The following is a 16,940-nucleotide window of genomic DNA, read 5'->3' on the forward strand; positions in this document are numbered from 1 at the left end:
GCCCCTCCCGCCGAAATCCGGTGTCAGGCGGCCTGCTTGATATCGCGCAGGGTGACATCGAACGTCACGTCTTCGCCCGCAAGCGGGTGGTTGCCATCGGCCTTCACCGCTTCGTCGCCCACTTCGAGGATGGTCAGTACCATCGGCTGTCCTTCGGGCGTCTGCGCGTTCAGCTGCATGCCGGGCTGCGGTGCAGGCTCGGGCGGCAGGTTGGCGCGCGGGATGTCGATCACCAGCTGCTCCTGGCGCTGGCCGAAGGCATCTTCGCAGGCAATGTCGACCGACTTTTCGTCGCCGACTTCCATGCCGGTCAGCGCGCTTTCGATCTGCGGGAAGATCTGGCCGCTGCCGAGCTGGACGTCCTGCGGGCCGGTCTGTGCGGTATCACCGACGATCTCGCCATCGCCCCGCTTGAGGACATAGTCGATCGTCACGGTGTCACCGTTATTGGGAGTAGTCATGCAAAACCTCTTGGAAGTTCGTGTGCGCGGCGCAGACCAGGCAAAAAGCCCCATGCGCCGTCAGGAAATGCGCCCGCGTGTCGAGCGCTTCGGTCGCGATGTGGGGATGGGGACGCGGTGAGTCAAATGGGGCGGGGAAAGGCCGATCCCGGCCCCTGTTTCGGGCCAGCCATGAAATAAACGCAAGCCTTCGGTTCGATATTACGCTATGGCCCGCCGCTGCGGCGTTTTCGGAGCAACCGCCCGTTCGCCCTGATTGCGCACCCAGCGCCCGATCTCTTGATCCTCCTGCCTCTCCCCGTCGATATTCGGCGCGGCAATGCCCATTTGCGAGTTTGCATGTCTTTCGAAAATCTGCCGCCGGTCCTCGGCGAATCCCTGGCCGAGCGCGGCTACTCGGCTCCCACCCCGGTCCAGGCGGCGGTCACCGCACCTGATGCCAAGGGGCGGGACCTGATCGTGTCGGCCCAGACCGGGTCCGGCAAGACGGTCGCATTCGGGCTCGCTTTGGCGGACGAACTTCTGGCGGAGATCGGCGGAACGCCGCTGGCCGAAAAGCCGCTGGCGCTTGTCGTGGCGCCCACCCGTGAACTCGCGCTGCAGGTCAGCCGGGAGCTTGGATGGCTTTACGCCAAGGCGGGCCTACGCATCGCCACATGCGTCGGCGGGATGGACGCGAGCAAGGAACGGCGCGCGCTTCGCAGCGGACCTGCCATCGTCGTCGGCACGCCCGGCCGGCTGCGCGATCACCTCGAGCGTGGCGCGCTCGACCTGTCGGGGTTGGTCGGCGTCGTGCTCGACGAAGCAGACGAGATGCTCGACATGGGCTTCCGCGACGACCTGGAGGAAATCCTCGACGCCGCGCCTGACGGGCGCCGGACCTTGCTGTTCTCCGCCACGCTGCCGCAGCAGATCGTGCGGCTGGCGCAGCGGTACCAGACCGATGCGCTCCGGCTCTCTCTTGCAGGCGAGAACCGCGGCCATGGCGACATCGCTTACCAGGCGATCAGTGTCGCCCCGTCCGAGATCGAAAACGCGGTCGTGAACCTGCTGCGCTTCCACGAGGCCGAAACCGCGATCTGCTTCTGCGCGACCCGCGATAGCGTGCGGCGGCTGCACGCTACCCTGCAAAATCGCGGGTTCGGCGTGGTGGCCCTGTCGGGCGAACATTCCCAGTCGGAGCGGAACCAGGCGTTGCAGGCTCTGCGCGACCGGCGCGCGCGCGTATGCGTCGCCACCGACGTGGCCGCACGTGGCCTCGACCTGCCCACGCTCAGCCTAGTGATCCATGTGGAGATCCCGCGCGACGCCGAAACGCTACAGCATCGTTCGGGCCGCACCGGGCGGGCGGGCAAGAAGGGCACTGCTGCCATCATCGTGCCGTACAATCGCCGCAAGCGGGTCGAGAGCATGCTGCGCGGCGCGAAGATTGCGGCGCAGTGGATGGATGCACCGTCGGCCAAGGACATTCGCCAGCAGGATCAAGCCCGGCTGATGGAAAAGCTGACCACGCCGACCGAATATGACGAAGACGACCGGGCGCTGGCGAGCAAGGTGATGGACCGGATGGCACCGGAGGATATCGCCGCGGCGCTGGTCCAGGCCCATCGTGCAAAACTGCCGCAGCCAGAGGAATTGCTCGCCAACACGCCCGAAGCGCGGGCCAAGAGCAAAGCCGAAAAGCATCGTCCGGGCTTCGAAGATACCGTGTGGTTCCGGATGGGCATCGGGCGCCGCCAGAATGCCGAGCCACGCTGGCTGCTGCCGCTGATCTGTCGCCGCGGGCACATTACCCGCAACGAAATCGGTGCGATCCGCATCGGTCAGCACGAGAGCTGGTTCCAGATTCCGCGCGCCGTTGCCCCCAGATTCGCCGACGCGGTCAGCCGCACGGCCTCCGGCGACGACGAGCAGGACGCGATCGTGATTGAGGAATCTGCCGAAGGCCCGCGGATGGAAGCGCGCCAGAACCGGAAACACGGTGGTCCGGCGGCAAGGGCCAAGCCCTTCCGCAAGGGACCGGGCGGGAAGGGCGGCAAACGCAAACCATCGTCACCGCCGCGCAAACGGGGGTGACGGTCAGGAGTGGGGCGGCCCCGTCGCTCTCACACCCGCCGATAGGGAAATGCCTTACCCTACCTTGTTCGACGAGCCGCTTGGCTTCTGCCCCTTTCCATGCGCCCTTGTAGCCGAGCCGCTCGCCGTTGGCGCGGCCGGTCTCGTCGATGGCATCCAGCGTCTTGCACAGCGCCCGCACCTTGTGCCGGGTAAAGCGATGGCCGAGCAGGCCCAGCATCTCGGAATAGCTCATCGCCCGCTCCTCCCGCGCCGCCGCGATCAGCAGCGCACGGACGCGGGCGGTGTCAGCGATATCGCCGGGGGAGGTGGGAGAGACCAGCCGTTCGGTTTCGAGCCATTCGGAGAGGGTGTGATCGAAGGATGGTGGCAACTTTTAACCTTCTTTGATCCTTAAACTGTTGAAGTAATCAGGTCCATCAAAGCCGGTCTGGCTATAGAACATAGCCGCGCGTTCCGGATCTGAGACGGCCTCAGCATGTTCTGTAACTTGGCGATTATGGTAGATTGCCGACCAACGATATTTTTGTCGCACAGCTGTACCATTAGCGGCTGCACTAAGACCTCGGTCGATTAATGCCTTGTGTCTCCGCAGCAGCTCCAAATAAGATTCAAACTCGTCGAACTCACCCTGCATTCCTCCCAAATAGTCGATGAAGTATAATCCATCATCGCCACGTTTAAGAAGCTTGAGTGTTTCGGAAATTTCGCTGTCACCCTTTAGGCGAGGGTCCGCATGGTACTCGTCAATCGCATGATCAGTTACAACAATTCGGGGATACACAGCTCTAGTCGATTCCCACTCGTATGCCTCAACGACTGCCGGGCCAAAAGCCATGTCATTAGTCTTGTGGGAGTACGCCTTTCCGACTGTTACTGCGCCGCGCAACATGATGCCTTCCCAAACCATGGCGGCTTGCGCGTACATCAAGTCCAGAATCTCGTAAAAGAGAGCCCCGTCTCGAAAAACTGTGTCGTAAGGTCTTATGCGAACGACTGCGTCCGATAGCGAGAAACCATAGGGCTTGCTAAATTTCCTGTCGCCTCCCCGAGTTAGCCGCCGATCATCCTCATCGGGGTGCAAGTTGCCTCTGACTTTTCTAATAATGTCGGAAATCTCATTTGGATCTGATTTTTCGAGAAGAAGCGAGCGAAAGCCAAGCACATCGACGAAAGATACTACGCTGTCTCTGTAGCCAGTTTTCTTTGCCATTTGTCTCGTTTACCGCGTCAGCTTCTTGTACGCCAACCTAGTCGGCCGATCCGCCGCATCGCCGAGCCTGCGCCGCTTGTCTTCCTCATACGCCTCGAAGTTCCCCTCGAACCACTCGACGTGGCTGTTGCCTTCGAACGCCAGGATATGCGTCGCCAGGCGGTCGAGGAAGAAGCGGTCGTGCGAGATGACCACGGCGCAGCCGGCGAAGTTTTCGATCGCTTCTTCCAGTGCGCCCAATGTCTCGACGTCGAGGTCGTTGGTCGGCTCGTCCAGCAGCAGCACGTTGCCACCTTCCTTAAGCATCTTGGCCATGTGGACGCGGTTGCGTTCGCCGCCGGAGAGCTTGCCGACATTCTTCTGCTGGTCGGCGCCCTTGAAGTTGAACGCGCCGACATAGGCGCGCGTGCTCATGTCGTGGCCGTTGACCTTCATGTAATCGAGCCCGTCGGAGATTTCCTCCCACACATTGTTGCTCGCGGTCAGGTCGTCGCGGCTCTGGTCGACATAGCCGAGGCGCACGGTGTCGCCGATTTCCAGCTTGCCGCTATCCGGCTCTTCCTGCCCGGTGATGATGCGGAACAGCGTGGACTTGCCCGCGCCATTGGGGCCGATCACGCCGACGATGCCGCCCGGGGGCAGGGTGAAGCTGAGATCTTCGAACAGCAGCTTGTCGCCATAGGCCTTCGTCAGGTTCTTGGCTTCGATCACCTTGCCGCCGAGCCGCTCGGGTACCTGGATGACGATCTGCGCCTTGCCCGGCTTGCGGTCGCTCTGCGCTTCCTGCAGCTGGTCGAACTTGCGGATACGCGCCTTGGACTTGGTCTGGCGCGCAGCGGGCGTCTGGCGGATCCATTCCAGCTCGCGGGCGAGCGCCTTCTGCTTGCCACTTTCCTCGCGGCTTTCCTGTTCAAGGCGCTTGGCCTTCTTTTCTAGGTAGGTCGAGTAATTGCCTTCGTAAGGATAATAGGTGCCGCGATCGAGCTCGAGGATCCAGCCGACGACATTGTCGAGGAAGTAGCGATCGTGGGTGATCATCAGCACCGCGCCGGCATATTCCTTCAGGTGGTTCTCCAGCCACTCGACGCTTTCGGCATCCAAGTGGTTGGTCGGCTCGTCGAGCAGCAGGATCGAGGGCTTCTGGATCAGCAGGCGGGTGAGCGCGACGCGGCGTTTCTCGCCGCCCGACAGGTCATTGACCGGCCAGTCGCCGGGAGGGCAGCGCAATGCCTCCATCGCGATTTCGAGCTGGTTGTCGAGCGTCCAGCCGTCGACCGCGTCGATCTCCGTCTGCAGCTCGGCCATCTTTTCGCCCAGCACTTCGAAATCGGCATCGGGCTCCGCCATCTGTGCCGCGATGGAATTGTACTCGTCCACCTTGTCCGCAATGTGCCGCGCGCCGTCCTTGACGTTCTCCAGCACGGTCTTGCTCTCGTCGAGCTGCGGTTCCTGCGGCAGGTAGCCGACAGTGATGTTTTCGCCCGGCCATGCCTCGCCGCTGAAATCGGTATCGATCCCGGCCATGATCTTCATCAGGGTCGACTTGCCCGCACCGTTGGGCCCGACGATGCCGATCTTGGCGCCCTGGTAGAACTGCAGGTTGATATTGGTAAGCACCGGCTTCTGGGCACCCGGGAAGCTCTTGGTCATGTTCTTCATGACATAGGCGTATTGCGCGGACATCGGCGGATCCTTTGAAAAATCGGGAATCTGTGGCTGGATTTGCGTTGCGCAGATAGGGGGTGCGGGCGCGTGGGGCAAGCGAGCTTTGCGCGTACGGGCAGGTGGCCGAGGCGGCTGAAATTTAGCGCGCGATCCGCCCGAACTCACAACAGACCATTAACCCAATCGCCCTATCGCGCCTGAAAGGGAGTGCGGCGGGGCGATGCAAACGCAGATTCTGGGGCTGTTGACGCCGCTCATGGCGCTCGTCTTCGCGGCGACCTTTGCGCTGTTCTGGCACCTCGGCCGGATGAATCGTCACGTGCTCGGCTTTGCCGTCTCCTACGCGCTGTTCGCCTGCGGTTTCCTGTCCACGCACTTCCTGCCGCCCGAAGCCTTATACGTGTTCCATGCGACGCAGGCATTCTATAGCCTCGGGTGTATCGTGCTGCTGGGCGCGCTGTGCGAGCGGGCGGGGCAGCGGCTTCACATCGGCAGCCTCGCCTTCGTCTATGTCGTCAGCGCGCTGACCCTGGCGCTGACGACGAGCCTATCCAACGACGTCGGGCCGCGCCTGGTAATCGTCAACATCGGTTACGGCGTCATGTTCGCGATGGGTGTCACGACGCTACTGACCGCGCGCCGTCGCGATATCATCAGCGTGGCGATCATCGCCATCATGGCGTTCCAGGCGGTCGATTTCCTCGTCCGGCCCACCCTCACTCTGCTGTTCGAACGGTCGATCCCGGCCGAGGTCTATCGCGACTCGATCTACTATTCGCTGATCGGGCTGGTGCTCGGCGTGAAAACGGTCAGCACGGCCATGGTTCTGCTGGGAGCGACCATCGCCGAATGGGCGAAGGACCTGCGCGAGAGCGGCGAGCGCGACCCGCTGACCGGGCTGCTCAATCGCGGCGCTTTCGAGGATTCGATGCGCGATCTCATCCCGCGAGCCCAGACCGAGCGCCGACCGCTCAGCCTGGTTGTCGCCGATATCGATCATTTCAAGCAGGTGAACGACATCTGGGGTCACCAGGCCGGCGATGAAGCCATCTCAGGCTTCGGGGAACTGGTGCAAAGAACCGTTCGCGGCTGCGACATCGGGGGCCGGATCGGCGGCGAGGAATTCTGCATCGCGGTATGGAACTGCGAGAACGAACCGGCCGAGCGGCTGGCCGACCGCATCCGCGAGGCCTTCGGTAGTCTCGAACATGCCGGGCTTAGCGATAATATCCGCCTCACTGCCAGCTTCGGCGTCGCAACCGCGCGTGAGGGCGAAACCTACCGCGCGCTGTTCGCGCGGGCCGACGCGGCGCTTTACGCGGCCAAGGCGAAGGGTCGCAACCGTGTGGAGAATGCCGAGCGGGAACTGCCGGGCGAAGCGACCCAAGAGCCGGCGGTCGGCGCTAGGGCCCTGCGGAAGGCATCGGCCTAGCTCGCGAAGGGCTTCGCTTCCGGCCGCAAGTACCCGAACCAGCGGCATCTTGACCTGCACATGCCATCACGCTTTCCAGCCTGGGGGTGGGGTGAATGAGAGGGCGCAGCGATCATGGTCGAAGCGCGAAACGGCGACACCGCCGAAACGGAGTCACGGGTGTCCGCCGTCTAAGGTCTCACTAGCCTAAGGCCACGCTAGGTTGCCTCGGGCATATCGATCATCCATGTCGGCGACCGACCCGACGTAACCCGCCGGACCCTGCCGAGACATTTCTTGCCCTGATATATCTCGGCGCCGTCAGGCCCGATCCGGCCCCGCGATTTTTCGACTGCGAGCCACGGTGTGCGCGCCTCTATCTCGAAACTGTGAGCGGTGCCGGTGTCGTCGGCGGGGAGTAGCAGTTTGTAAAGCGTCATGGCACGTTTCCTCACCCTCCATTAACAATAACCAAGTCTTTGAAAATGCGTTCCAATATTGCGTCGATTCAGCGGCGAAGCGAATGTCTCGAGCGGCGGTATGGACTTGCATCGGCAAGCCAGATAGCAGCGCTGGTCATGAAGAAACTCGTCACTGCGCTCGCTTGCGTCGCCTTCACCTGTCCGGCTGTCGCCAACCCCGGTCCCCCGCCGACCCTCGAAGCTCGCGCCGACCTGGCGCTTGAGGCCGACACGATGGCCTGGGGTTTCGTCGAAGGGATCACCACCGAAGTGGGCCCCCGGCAGGCCGGCACAGAGGCGGAGAAGCGCGGCCGCGACTGGGCGATGCAATGGCTGCGCAACGCCGGCTTCGAAAACGTCGCCGACGAGCCGTTCGACATGCAAACCTGGGTGCCGGGCAGTGTGCACAAGGCCGAAGTGGTCAACCCCTATCCCCAGCCGCTCGTGGTCCAGCCGCTCGGCGGCAGCGCTTCTACCGGCCCGGAAGGAGTCACGGCCGAGGTCATTTACTTCCCGTCCATAGCCGATCTGCAGGCTGCACCCGACGGAAGCCTTGCGGGCAAGATCGCATTCGTCAGCCACGCGATGACTCCGACTCAGGACGGATCGCATTACGGATATTTCGGCGCGGCGCGGTTCGTCGGACCTGGGCTGGCGGCGCAGAAGGGCGCGGTCGCCATCGTCATCAAGTCGATCGGCACCGATTATCACCGCAATCCCCACACCGGCGTCATCCGCTTCCCCGAAGGCGTTGCGCCGATCCCCGCCGGCGCGCTGAGCCTGCCCGATGCAGCCAATCTCGAGCGCATGTTCCAGCGTGCATCCGGCGCGCCGATCACGCTCAAGCTCACGCTGACGCCGCGCAGTCTCGGCACCACGACCAGCGGCAATGTAGTCGGTGAAATCGTCGGGCGTGACCCATCGCTGCCTCCCGTGCTGGTCGCGTGCCATATCGACAGCTGGTGGAACGCGCCGGGCGCGTTCGACGACGGTGCGGGATGCGGTATTGTCGCGGCAGCCGCGCGACTGGCCGGTCTTGGCGACCAGCGTCTGCGCACCATTCGCGTACTGATGGCGGGTGCCGAGGAAGTCGGCCTGTTCGGCTCGGTCGCCTATTCCGAAGCGCATATCGACGAGCCTATCGCCGTCGCGCTGGAGAGCGATTTCGGCGCGGATCGGATCTGGCGCTTCGAAAGCAACTTTCGCGAGAGCAACCCCGACCTGCACAATCGCCTCGCCGCCTCGGTCGCGCGCTTCGGAGTATCGAACTCGACCATCGTCGCGAGCGGCGGGGCCGACATCAATATCGCTCGTGACCAGGGCACCGCGATCATCGACCTGCAACAGGACGGCACGCGCTATTTCGACCTGCACCATACGCCGGACGATACGCTCGACAAAATCGACAAGGCGCAGCTGCGCCAGAACGTTGCGGTGTGGACCCAGGTCGTCGGCATCCTCGCCAACGAGCCGAAAAATATCCAGACCGGGCAATAGGTTGGCGAAAAAATGCGCCTGACTGGGGATTAAACCCGTCGCTGCATCCGTTTTCCCGACGACCGGCCCCGTAGCGGGCCGGGCGGAAACGAATGGAGACGACAGATGAAACTGACCAAGACCACCATCGCCATGGGCGCCCTGGCATTGGCCGCGACCGCGCAGGCGGCAGTGCCGATGCTCTATGAAGAGGCGTTGGCCCGCAGCGAGGAAGAGAAGATCATCACCGCGCCGATCGCCGGGATCGAGAACAGCTTGTGGTTCGATTACCGCATCGACATCACAGAAGCGCAGAAGGAACTGCGCAGCGATTTGAACCGCGCGAGCGACACCGAGGACCTGCGCGATGCGTGGGAAGAATACGCTTTCGAATTGCGCGACGAGCGCGAAGACTACGTCAAGAAGATGGCCAAGAAGGGCTATCGCCAGGGGATCGTGACGGTCTTCTGATCACTGACCATCCCAAGCACGAAGGGGCCGGTTTCGACCGGCCCCTTTTTTGTGCGTAGGTAATGGAAGAAAAGCGAGCGCCGTCGCCTCAGCGCCAGCCGCGTTCCCTGGCAGCCTCTTCGGCTTCTGCATCGAGTGCACCGCCGAACGACATTTCCTGCGCCGCGGAGAGCAGGTCTGCCTCGCTCCCGGCCTGGCGAAACTCGGTAGACTGGGCGTCACCGAGACCGAGTTCGCGTTCGATCTTCCAGCCGGTGTCGTCGCGGCAGGCAATGCCGCCGGTCTCGCCGCTGCGATAGGCGCGGCAGAGCGAACCGTCGCCAGCTTCGAAGCTCAACAGCACCCGCGTTGCCGCGTCGCGCTCCTGCGTCGCGACCAGTTGCGTGTCGAGCGCCTCGGCCAGTTGCGTATCGGCATAGCCTTCGAGCGCCGGCCCGCTCTGCCATGGCTGGAACACCGCGAGCACGAGCGAAGCGGCGATCGCCCCGGTGGCAATCGGCCCCCATGTGCGCATCATCGGCGCAAGACCGCGCTTCTGGCGCTCGGCGGCAAAGCTGACGACTTCCGCGCTGGAACTGTCGGAGATGCCGTCACCGGCGGTGTCCTTCGCACCGGCGAGCAGGTCGGTCATCTGGCTCGGTACGGTCTGGTCGAGGATCGGCGCGAAATGGGCGCCCAGTTTGTTTTTGAGCGCGCGATGGGACTCAACTTTCGCAGCAAGCGTGGGGTCGGCGGCAACAGCCGCTTCGACCTGCGCTTTCGCGTCGCCGGTCAATTCGCCATCGGCATAGGCCGCGATCTGTTGGTCGGTCACGCTCATGCCGCGTCCTCCAGCAGGGTGAGCAAGGCGTCGCGCCCGCGGACCAGCCGCGAGTTGAGCGTGCCGACGGGACAACCGACGATTTCGGCAGCCTCTTTGTAGGCATAGCCTTCAACCATCACGAGCAGCACGGCTTCGCGCTGGTCTTCGGGCAATTGCTGCATCGCGCGGTCTACGTTGGACAGCTCGACGACAGATTCCTGTGCGCCGTCGGAGCCGACCAACAGGCCGGCCTCCGCGTCCACGAAGGTCTGGGCGCGGCGCGCGCCGCTGCGTTTCTCGTCGACAAAGATATTGCGCATGATCCGGTACATCCAGCTGTCGAGCCGTGTCCCTTCCTGCCATTGGTCCCGGCGGGTGAGGGCGCGCTCGAGGGTCATCTGGCACAGGTCGTCGCCGTCGGCAGGAGAGCCGGCAAGCCCGATCGCAAAGCGCCGCAGACGCGGCAGCAATACGAGCACCTGCTGTTCGAAGCCTTCAGTCAGAATCTGTGCCTTCCACGGATTAAACGAGCGGCGCGGTGCGTTTAATCCGTGCTTAAGGCAAAAAATGGAAACGAGACAATGATGCGCCGAATTCTGCCCACCGCCATGGCCCTGCTCGCCCTCCTGGCCGCTCCGCTTGCTGCGCAAGTGGCGTTGCCGGGGGTGCAGGTGCCAGATCCAGGCGGCGTACTGGGCGGGGTGACCGACACCGCGCGCGACGCATTGCGCGACGTCGAGGCAAGCGCGCGGCGGGAGGCGGCAGCGCTGCTGAGAGCGCGCGAACGCGACCTGTCGCGCCTGCTACGCCGCAACCGCGACACGATCGAGCGCGACGCACGGGGCGATCTGGCGCGCCGCGGAGAGCTGCTCGCCACCGGTCTCGACATGGCGCTTGTGCCGACACTGAACAAAGCGGGTTTCACGGTGCTGTCGAGCGAGCGGATCGAGGGGCTGGACCTGTCGGTCGTGCGCCTGGGCGTCCCGCCGGAGCTGCCGCTGGCCGATGCCGAAGCGCTCGCCCGGCGTCTCGCTCCGGGGGCGGATATCAGCGCGGACAATCTGCATTTCCAGTCTGGCGCGGCGGAGAGTGCGGGCGGTCTCGCTGGCACTGCAGCGCTGCAGGCCGCGTCGTCGATCGGCGTCGATGTCGGTGTGATCGACGGGGCTCCGGGGCCTTCGGTCCGTGTGCTGCAAACGAAAGGCTTCGCCAAGGGGGCGCCGGTCGCTTCCAATCACGGCTCGGCGGTCGCCTCGCTGCTGAAGAGCGCAGGCGCGACGCGCATTCGCGTGGCCGATGTCTATGGGACCGACCCGGCGGGCGGCAATGCCTTGGCGATGGCCAAGGGGCTCGGGTATCTCGTCGCTGCCGGAAGCAGGGTGATCACGATCAGCCTGGTCGGGCCGCGCAACGCGGTGCTGGAGAAAGCCATCGCGGCGACCCAGCGCAAAGGCGTGGTCGTGGTCGCCGCTGTCGGCAACGACGGACCCGCCGCACCGCCGGCCTATCCGGCCTCCTATCCCGGCGTGGTGGCGGTGACCGGCGTCGACAAGCACGGTCGCGCGCTGATCGAGGCCGGGCGCGCGCTGCATCTCGATTATGCTGCCCCGGGGGCCGATGTGTACGGCCTCGACGCGCGGGGCAAGCCGACCAAGCTTCGCGGAACCTCCTTCGCGGCGCCGCTGGCCGCCGCCCGTCTCGCGGCGGCTCTGCAGGCCGGCGGCAACTGGCGTCGCACACTCGATGCCGAAACGCGCGATCTCGGCAGGAAAGGCCCCGATCCCGTCTTCGGGCGCGGCCTGCTGTGCGGCGGCTGCGCGCAGAAAAAATGAAAAAAGTGCGCGCAGCATGAATTAAACCGCGCGGCCCATCCGTTTCCTTCCTGAGCGAGCATGTGAACCACCGGGTTCGGCCTCGCCACGAGACTGAAAGGAAACGAACATGAAAAAGATCATCCTCACAGCAAGTGCAATCGCCCTCATCCCTGTTGCCGCCCAGGCCCAGTTGCTTGGCGGCCTCGGCGGCGGTGCTGGCGGATCGATCGGCGGAACCGTCGATAGCACCGTCGGCACTTCGATCGGCAGCACCATCGATCGCACCACCCGCACCGTGCGCGGTACGGTCGACGGCTCTGCCTCGACCAGCGGCGACCAGTCGGTCGATGCGCGCAATGGCCGCGTTTCGACCAATCGCAACGCCAACGGCTCGGTCGTGGCTTCGACCGCCAGCCTTGCCGACCTGCCGGTACCCTCCATGGCTTCGGCCAATGGCAGCGGCTCGGCCAGCGGGCAGGGCAGCGCCAATGCACAGCTGATCGGCACCGATGCCGTGACCGGCGCAGTCGCACCCGTCGCAGGCCAGGCGCGCAACCTCGCCGGCAGTGCAGCAGGACGCGCGAGGTCGACAGCACGCGGTGTCGCCAATAGCGCGCCGATGCCGGGCCTCCCCGCGGTCGGTGGCAGCGCCAGTGGTGAAGGTTCCGCACAGGGCAGCGGTTCGGCTTCGCTGATCGGCTCTCCGCTCGCCGTCGCCGGCAGCGCCGCTTCGGCCGGCCAGGACACCGCCAGCGTCACGCCCGGCATGCCGGTGATCGCGCCCAACGGCGCCTCGCTCGGCACGGTCCGCCAGGTCGTCGCCGACAGCCGCGGGCAGGTGCAGGAGGTCGTCGTCCAGCAGGGCCGCGTCACCCGCACGCTCCCGGCCGGCATGTTCAGCGCCAGCGGCAACGCATTGGTCGCCGGCAGCGCCGAAGGCCAGGCCTCGAGCGGCGAACGCGCTCCGGCCGAAGGCGGCGAAGCCAACTAAGGCTCAAGCAGGTCTCCCGAGCGTGTCGCCACCCTCCCTGTCGACACGCACACCCCGCGAGGCGGGCACCCATCCGGTGCCCGCCTCCACCTGTTGATGGGGCGGTGAGTTTAAGTTTCATGCTGGGATGGTCCCAAGCTTGCCTCTGCGGAAGGGCACCAGCGGAAGTCCCTCAGGACGTTTGCAAGCCATGAAAATCTGGTCGGGGAGACTGGATTCGAACCAGCGACCCCCTGTACCCAAAACAGGTGCGCTACCAGGCTGCGCCACTCCCCGACCGATTTTCATACGGGACCCGTTCTGGTGGGCCCGGCAGGACTCGAACCCGCGACCTAGCCGTTATGAGCGGCCAGCTCTAACCAACTGAGCTACAGGCCCACGCTGAACGGATGTCCCGGATCGCGCCGCTAGCTTGCGCAGGCGCAAAGGGCAAGCCGAATGCGCAACCGAACGCTTAGGCGTGCACGTTTTTGATGATCTCCGCGACGGTCGTGGGCCGAACGCCGCGCTGGCCGAGATACCCGCAGACCTGGCGAAACCAGTCGTATAGCGCATCGACATCGGCGTCGTTCTTTACATAGGGCGTGTAGCCGGGCGCGAGCGAGGGGCTGTGGAACGACAGCACGATGATCGGCAGGCCGTCGTCGACGGCGATGTCGACCCCGCGCAGCGCCTCTTCCACCGACACGCCTTCGGGCGTGAGCGCGATCCGCTCGAGCAGCGAGAGCTTCGATAGCAAGCCCGCCATCGGTTCGATTTTCGTCGCCAGCGGATAGAGCCTGTCGGCAGAACGTCGCAGCAAGCCCCAGAAAACAGACGTCACCGGCAATTCGAGCAGCTTGTGGTCTTCGCCGACCCACCATGGCTTGAGCGGATGAAGGCCGTAATCGGGACCCGCTCCCTTCGCATAATTGAATTTGGAACGGACCGAGGTGTCGATCGCGATCCCGGCCTGCGCGAGCATTTTTGCGGTCGAAGGTCCGGTGCCATACCGCCCGGCGCGATAAATCTGCGGGACTACGTTGAAGTTTGCCTCGATCGCGTCGCGCAGATTCAGGAATTTCTCACGCTCGAGATCCGGCGGCAGGTTGCCGGCATAGCTGTTGTAGGCGTTGACCTCTTCCTCGAACGGCGGATTGACCCAGGGGTGAAGCTGGATGCCGACTTCCGCGGTCCCGCGCGCGCAGGCACCGCCGATGATTTCTTGTGCCAGTTCTGATTGTGCAATGGGCCAGTCGACGAGATAGACCGGCGAAATACCCAGATTCTCGCAGAATTCCTGGAAGCGGGCGATGTGGCGCACATGATCGAGACCGTGCCTGGTGGCGCTGAATTCACTTTCCCAGTCGAACTCTTCCTCCGTATCGACCGTCAACAGGTAGCGCGGCGCGAAGCCCGGCTCGAATGCGGCGAAATTCCCGATTGGCGGCAGGCGTTGCATGGCCTGAGCTTTCCTTAAAGCGCCGCGTCAGGATGCTTCCGGTTGCGCGGCTCCATACGACCCGGTTTCGGGGCTAGGTTCGGCCTCGGCCACGGTCAAGGCTGGCAGGGTGAGGACCAGCCGGTCATCCACTCTTGCGAGCGATCCGCCCGCCGAACGGGCTTCGGCGCGGGCGAGCCGCAAGGCAAAGCCGCTGCCGAACGCTCCCGCGCTGAGACGACCGGCACTCGCCTGTTTGCGCGCCTCTGCGGCAAAGATGTCGTCTTTCCCGGCGAGCGCCTTGGGCAAGTGGCAATCGAGCGTGAGCTGGTCGTCGCGTTGGGTAAGCGCGACCTGCGCCTCTTCGCCGGGGGCAAGACTGGCAGCGAGCGCGGCCAGAAGGCGCCAGCTCATCGCCTCGGCCTCAGCGGTATCGATGGCGATGCGGCACCCGGTGGCGATGGCAGGTTTCAAGCCAGCATTGCGCGTGGCGAGAATCTCGCCGAGCTGCGCGATCTGTCCTGCGACGATGGTCGAGAGATCGGCATCGCCGACCTCGATCTCGCGCGCACCGGCCTCCAGCTTGGCCAATCGGTCGAGCTCGTCGAATCCGGCAAGGATGCGCGCGGCGTCGCCTGCAATCGTGGCGGCGAGCGCGCGGTATTCGTTGGGGGTGGGGCCGAAGAGCTGCTGCTGGATGACTTCGGCAAAGCCCTGGATGGCGTTCACCGGCGTGCGAAGCTCGTGGAGCAATTGGCGAATGCGGTCGCTTTCCTCGGCCTCGGGATCGGGCTGGTTGGGCTCCGCCCGCCGCAGCCTTCCGGCGTAACCGGTGAAACGCCCCCCGATTGGATCGAAGCGCGGTGCAGCATCGAGATACCATTCGCCGGCAATCGCGGGCGCGCCGTCGAGCGAGATCGGTACGGTCGACAGGAGCGCATGGCGCCGCATCGCGATCCGGTCGGCATCGCACAGCACGTCGGGCAATTTGAGGTAACGCAGCATGGCCGAGACATCGTTGTCCGCCCAGTCGATCCGGCCTTCACCGTCGGTGGTGAAGGTGACGCTGTCTTCGAGCGGCGCGCGCTCGGCGTCCTGCAGCTCGACGAATGGCAAGGGTGGATCGAGCTGGCTCGGACTGGCCTCCTCCAGCCTGGCCTTGGCCTCGTTGCGGTTTTTCTGGAACGCTTCGATCCGTTCGACCAAAGCGGCGATGGGGGTAGGCTCGTCCGCCCGCTGTACCGATTCCGGCCGGTCGGCATCCTGATCGGGGCCGGCATCGTTGGCGGGGACTGGCGTTGCAGGCTCCTTAACCTCGGGGAAATCTTCTGTCAGTTCGTCTTCGTCGACCGCGTCTTCGTTCGACAATACCAGCGGCTCGCTCTGTTGCGGCAGCGGCAGCGCACGGTCGCGGATGCCCAGGCGATCGAGAATGCGCTCGGCCCTTGCGGGCAAGTCGCGCCGCAAGCGCAGGAATCCCCGCGCGCGCACCGGCAGGCGGGGGATCAGCGCTTCCCAATCGTCCTCGTCCAGTTGCGCGCGCTGTAGGGCCGCCGCAGCCACGGCAGGCTCGTCCTCGGCGAAATGCGCGGCCAGCTCGGCATTTTCGAAGCGCCACGAAGGCTCGGCGATCATACGCGCCCGATCCGCAGCCGGGATGGTCTCCCCCAGCGCGCCCAGCCTCAACCAGGCAGCCGCCAGCAGCTTCTCGTCGCGACCGTGTCGCGCGCGCCCGAGCAGATCGAGCAACTGACGGAACTGCGTCCGCGCCGCGCGTTCGCCGCTTGCGCGGTGGCGCAATACTGTGGCGAGGCGATCGTCGAAATGCATGGGTGCGCGGGCGCTCCAGGGGAATCGTGTGCAGCCGCACAATGCGGCAGCTGGCGCTGCACTAACAGTTTACGAGAGGTTAAGTGCCACAGCTTCGTGACGCGTTGCAAAGCGGGACAATTGCTGTCATGGACAATAATATTAGCCAGAACAGGTGCAGCCCTCTGTAATCGTTTCGCAATCGTGCGAGAGAGGGTGCAGACAAGGGGAACCGCGCAGATGGCCAATCTCGACGAAATCGACCGCCGATTGCTCGCAGAACTGCAGTCCGAAGGTCGCATCACCAACGTCGAGCTTGCCCAACGTGTCGGTCTCACCGCGCCGCCGTGTCTGCGCCGTGTCCGCGCGCTGGAGGAATCGGGGGTCATCCGTGGCTATCATGCCGAGCTGGAGCCTTCGAAGCTCGGTTTCGCGATCACCGTTTTCGCCATGGTCAGCCTCAAGAGCCAAGCCGAGGACGCGCTGCGCGAATTCGAAGAGCACATGCGCGACCTGCCCGAAGTGCGCGAAGTGCACATGCTCAATGGCGAGATCGATTTCATCCTCAAGATCGTCAGCGAAGACCTGCAGAGCTTCCAGGAATTCCTGACCAGCAAGCTGACGCCCGCACCCAATGTGGCGAGCGTGAAGACCAGCCTGACGATCCGCACCGCCAAGCATGAACCGGGCGTGCCGCTGGGGTGAGTGACGGTTTCATATGACAAAAAGTAATATTGTCCATAATGAGCAGACTAAGCTGGTCGCAAGCATCGTACAAACGCTTGCCACAGCCTTGTTCATCGGTGCGGCAGGGATCTATTGGACTGAGGGCTGGGTGGAAAATGTGCTCTGGTTCAGCTTGGGTTCTGT

At 64.3% G+C, this 16,940-nt stretch carries 16 protein-coding genes and 2 tRNA genes; 8 read left to right on the forward strand and 10 right to left on the reverse strand.

Annotated features, from left to right (window positions below):
• Window positions 1-23: 23 nt before the first annotated feature.
• Entirely contained in the window at window positions 24-461 is a 438-nt protein-coding gene (locus tag EL2594_RS02975; protein ID WP_041685019.1) for an FKBP-type peptidyl-prolyl cis-trans isomerase, read from the reverse strand.
• A gap of 339 nt (window positions 462-800) precedes the next feature.
• Here EL2594_RS02975 and EL2594_RS02980 point away from each other — a divergent pair, with 339 nt between their 5' ends.
• Both EL2594_RS02980 and EL2594_RS15285 read left to right on the forward strand, forming a co-directional pair.
• A complete protein-coding gene (locus EL2594_RS02980; protein ID WP_011413571.1) occupies window positions 801-2,537 on the forward strand; it encodes a DEAD/DEAH box helicase in 1,737 nt (578 codons plus the stop codon).
• Between the two features lie 199 nt (window positions 2,538-2,736).
• Window positions 2,737-2,934 (forward strand): hypothetical protein, encoded by a 198-nt coding sequence (locus EL2594_RS15285; RefSeq protein ID WP_155805949.1) that lies wholly within the window; start codon window positions 2,737-2,739, stop codon window positions 2,932-2,934.
• On the opposite strand, the gene EL2594_RS02985 is transcribed toward EL2594_RS15285, so the two are convergent.
• Window positions 2,914-3,750 (reverse strand): hypothetical protein, encoded by an 837-nt coding sequence (locus EL2594_RS02985; RefSeq protein WP_011413573.1) that lies wholly within the window; start codon window positions 3,748-3,750, stop codon window positions 2,914-2,916. The genes EL2594_RS15285 and EL2594_RS02985 overlap by 21 nt on opposite strands.
• Before the next feature lie 9 nt (window positions 3,751-3,759).
• A complete protein-coding gene (ettA, locus tag EL2594_RS02990) occupies window positions 3,760-5,433 on the reverse strand; it encodes an energy-dependent translational throttle protein EttA (protein ID WP_011413574.1) in 1,674 nt (557 codons plus the stop codon).
• Between the two features lie 202 nt (window positions 5,434-5,635).
• On the opposite strand from ettA, the gene EL2594_RS02995 reads away from it, so the two are divergent.
• Window positions 5,636-6,847 carry a GGDEF domain-containing protein gene (locus tag EL2594_RS02995; protein ID WP_011413575.1) on the forward strand — a complete coding sequence of 404 codons (1,212 nt, stop codon included), beginning with the start codon at window positions 5,636-5,638 and terminating at the stop codon, window positions 6,845-6,847.
• A 197-nt stretch (window positions 6,848-7,044) separates the two neighbouring features.
• Here EL2594_RS02995 and EL2594_RS03000 read toward each other — a convergent pair whose 3' ends face one another.
• Window positions 7,045-7,266, reverse strand: a complete 222-nt coding sequence (locus EL2594_RS03000; RefSeq protein WP_011413576.1) for a hypothetical protein — start codon at window positions 7,264-7,266, stop codon at window positions 7,045-7,047.
• 138 nt (window positions 7,267-7,404) lie between these two features.
• On the opposite strand from EL2594_RS03000, the gene EL2594_RS03005 reads away from it, so the two are divergent.
• Both EL2594_RS03005 and EL2594_RS03010 read left to right on the forward strand, forming a co-directional pair.
• Window positions 7,405-8,784, forward strand: a complete 1,380-nt coding sequence (locus EL2594_RS03005; protein WP_011413577.1) for a M28 family peptidase — start codon at window positions 7,405-7,407, stop codon at window positions 8,782-8,784.
• Window positions 8,785-8,889: 105 nt separating this feature from the next.
• Window positions 8,890-9,234: a hypothetical protein gene (locus EL2594_RS03010; RefSeq protein WP_011413578.1), complete on the forward strand. Its 345-nt coding sequence runs from the start codon at window positions 8,890-8,892 to the stop codon at window positions 9,232-9,234.
• Window positions 9,235-9,322: 88 nt separating this feature from the next.
• Here EL2594_RS03010 and EL2594_RS03015 read toward each other — a convergent pair whose 3' ends face one another.
• Window positions 9,323-10,054 carry an anti-sigma factor family protein gene (locus EL2594_RS03015; RefSeq protein ID WP_011413579.1) on the reverse strand — a complete coding sequence of 244 codons (732 nt, stop codon included), beginning with the start codon at window positions 10,052-10,054 and terminating at the stop codon, window positions 9,323-9,325.
• Window positions 10,051-10,542, reverse strand: coding sequence for an RNA polymerase sigma factor (locus EL2594_RS03020; RefSeq protein ID WP_041685616.1), 492 nt, complete (start codon window positions 10,540-10,542; stop codon window positions 10,051-10,053). The genes EL2594_RS03015 and EL2594_RS03020 overlap by 4 nt, the downstream gene beginning before the upstream one ends.
• Before the next feature lie 75 nt (window positions 10,543-10,617).
• Between EL2594_RS03020 and EL2594_RS03025 the strand changes: the two genes are divergently transcribed.
• Both EL2594_RS03025 and EL2594_RS14845 read left to right on the forward strand, forming a co-directional pair.
• The gene (locus tag EL2594_RS03025) at window positions 10,618-11,868 is read left to right on the forward strand and encodes a S8 family serine peptidase (protein WP_041685021.1); all 1,251 of its coding nucleotides are present in this window, start codon (window positions 10,618-10,620) and stop codon (window positions 11,866-11,868) included.
• A gap of 109 nt (window positions 11,869-11,977) precedes the next feature.
• Complete coding sequence (locus EL2594_RS14845) at window positions 11,978-12,841, forward strand: hypothetical protein (protein WP_011413582.1); 864 nt, start codon at window positions 11,978-11,980, stop codon at window positions 12,839-12,841.
• Window positions 12,842-13,040: 199 nt separating this feature from the next.
• Here EL2594_RS14845 and EL2594_RS03040 read toward each other — a convergent pair.
• The 4 genes from EL2594_RS03040 to EL2594_RS03055 form a co-directional block, all read right to left on the reverse strand.
• Window positions 13,041-13,117: transfer RNA gene (locus tag EL2594_RS03040), tRNA-Pro, on the reverse strand.
• A gap of 25 nt (window positions 13,118-13,142) precedes the next feature.
• A tRNA-Ile gene (locus tag EL2594_RS03045) sits at window positions 13,143-13,219 on the reverse strand.
• 76 nt (window positions 13,220-13,295) lie between these two features.
• Window positions 13,296-14,282 (reverse strand): polysaccharide deacetylase family protein, encoded by a 987-nt coding sequence (locus EL2594_RS03050; RefSeq protein WP_011413583.1) that lies wholly within the window; start codon window positions 14,280-14,282, stop codon window positions 13,296-13,298.
• Between the two features lie 27 nt (window positions 14,283-14,309).
• Window positions 14,310-16,091 (reverse strand): histidine kinase dimerization/phospho-acceptor domain-containing protein, encoded by a 1,782-nt coding sequence (locus EL2594_RS03055; protein ID WP_011413584.1) that lies wholly within the window; start codon window positions 16,089-16,091, stop codon window positions 14,310-14,312.
• Window positions 16,092-16,310: 219 nt separating this feature from the next.
• Here EL2594_RS03055 and EL2594_RS03060 point away from each other — a divergent pair, with 219 nt between their 5' ends.
• Entirely contained in the window at window positions 16,311-16,775 is a 465-nt protein-coding gene (locus tag EL2594_RS03060; RefSeq protein ID WP_011413585.1) for an Lrp/AsnC family transcriptional regulator, read from the forward strand.
• Window positions 16,776-16,940 lie beyond the last annotated feature (165 nt).

It is taken from the genome of Erythrobacter litoralis HTCC2594 (assembly GCF_000013005.1).
In the GTDB taxonomy this organism is placed as follows: Bacteria; Pseudomonadota; Alphaproteobacteria; order Sphingomonadales; family Sphingomonadaceae; genus Parerythrobacter; species Parerythrobacter litoralis_A.

Bases quoted from the DNA above. Each gene is read 5' to 3' on its own strand.
- EL2594_RS02975 (WP_041685019.1), bottom strand. From the start codon at position 461: ATGACTACTCCCAATAACGGTGACACCGTGACGATCGACTATGTCCTC.
- EL2594_RS02980 (WP_011413571.1), top strand. From the start codon at position 801: ATGTCTTTCGAAAATCTGCCGCCGGTCCTCGGCGAATCCCTGGCCGAG.
- EL2594_RS15285 (WP_155805949.1), top strand. From the start codon at position 2,737: ATGGCCGAGCAGGCCCAGCATCTCGGAATAGCTCATCGCCCGCTCCTC.
- EL2594_RS02985 (WP_011413573.1), bottom strand. From the start codon at position 3,750: ATGGCAAAGAAAACTGGCTACAGAGACAGCGTAGTATCTTTCGTCGAT.
- ettA (WP_011413574.1), bottom strand. From the start codon at position 5,433: ATGTCCGCGCAATACGCCTATGTCATGAAGAACATGACCAAGAGCTTC.
- EL2594_RS02995 (WP_011413575.1), top strand. From the start codon at position 5,636: ATGCAAACGCAGATTCTGGGGCTGTTGACGCCGCTCATGGCGCTCGTC.
- EL2594_RS03000 (WP_011413576.1), bottom strand. From the start codon at position 7,266: ATGACGCTTTACAAACTGCTACTCCCCGCCGACGACACCGGCACCGCT.
- EL2594_RS03005 (WP_011413577.1), top strand. From the start codon at position 7,405: ATGAAGAAACTCGTCACTGCGCTCGCTTGCGTCGCCTTCACCTGTCCG.
- EL2594_RS03010 (WP_011413578.1), top strand. From the start codon at position 8,890: ATGAAACTGACCAAGACCACCATCGCCATGGGCGCCCTGGCATTGGCC.
- EL2594_RS03015 (WP_011413579.1), bottom strand. From the start codon at position 10,054: ATGAGCGTGACCGACCAACAGATCGCGGCCTATGCCGATGGCGAATTG.
- EL2594_RS03025 (WP_041685021.1), top strand. From the start codon at position 10,618: ATGATGCGCCGAATTCTGCCCACCGCCATGGCCCTGCTCGCCCTCCTG.
- EL2594_RS14845 (WP_011413582.1), top strand. From the start codon at position 11,978: ATGAAAAAGATCATCCTCACAGCAAGTGCAATCGCCCTCATCCCTGTT.
- EL2594_RS03050 (WP_011413583.1), bottom strand. From the start codon at position 14,282: ATGCAACGCCTGCCGCCAATCGGGAATTTCGCCGCATTCGAGCCGGGC.
- EL2594_RS03055 (WP_011413584.1), bottom strand. From the start codon at position 16,091: ATGCATTTCGACGATCGCCTCGCCACAGTATTGCGCCACCGCGCAAGC.
- EL2594_RS03060 (WP_011413585.1), top strand. From the start codon at position 16,311: ATGGCCAATCTCGACGAAATCGACCGCCGATTGCTCGCAGAACTGCAG.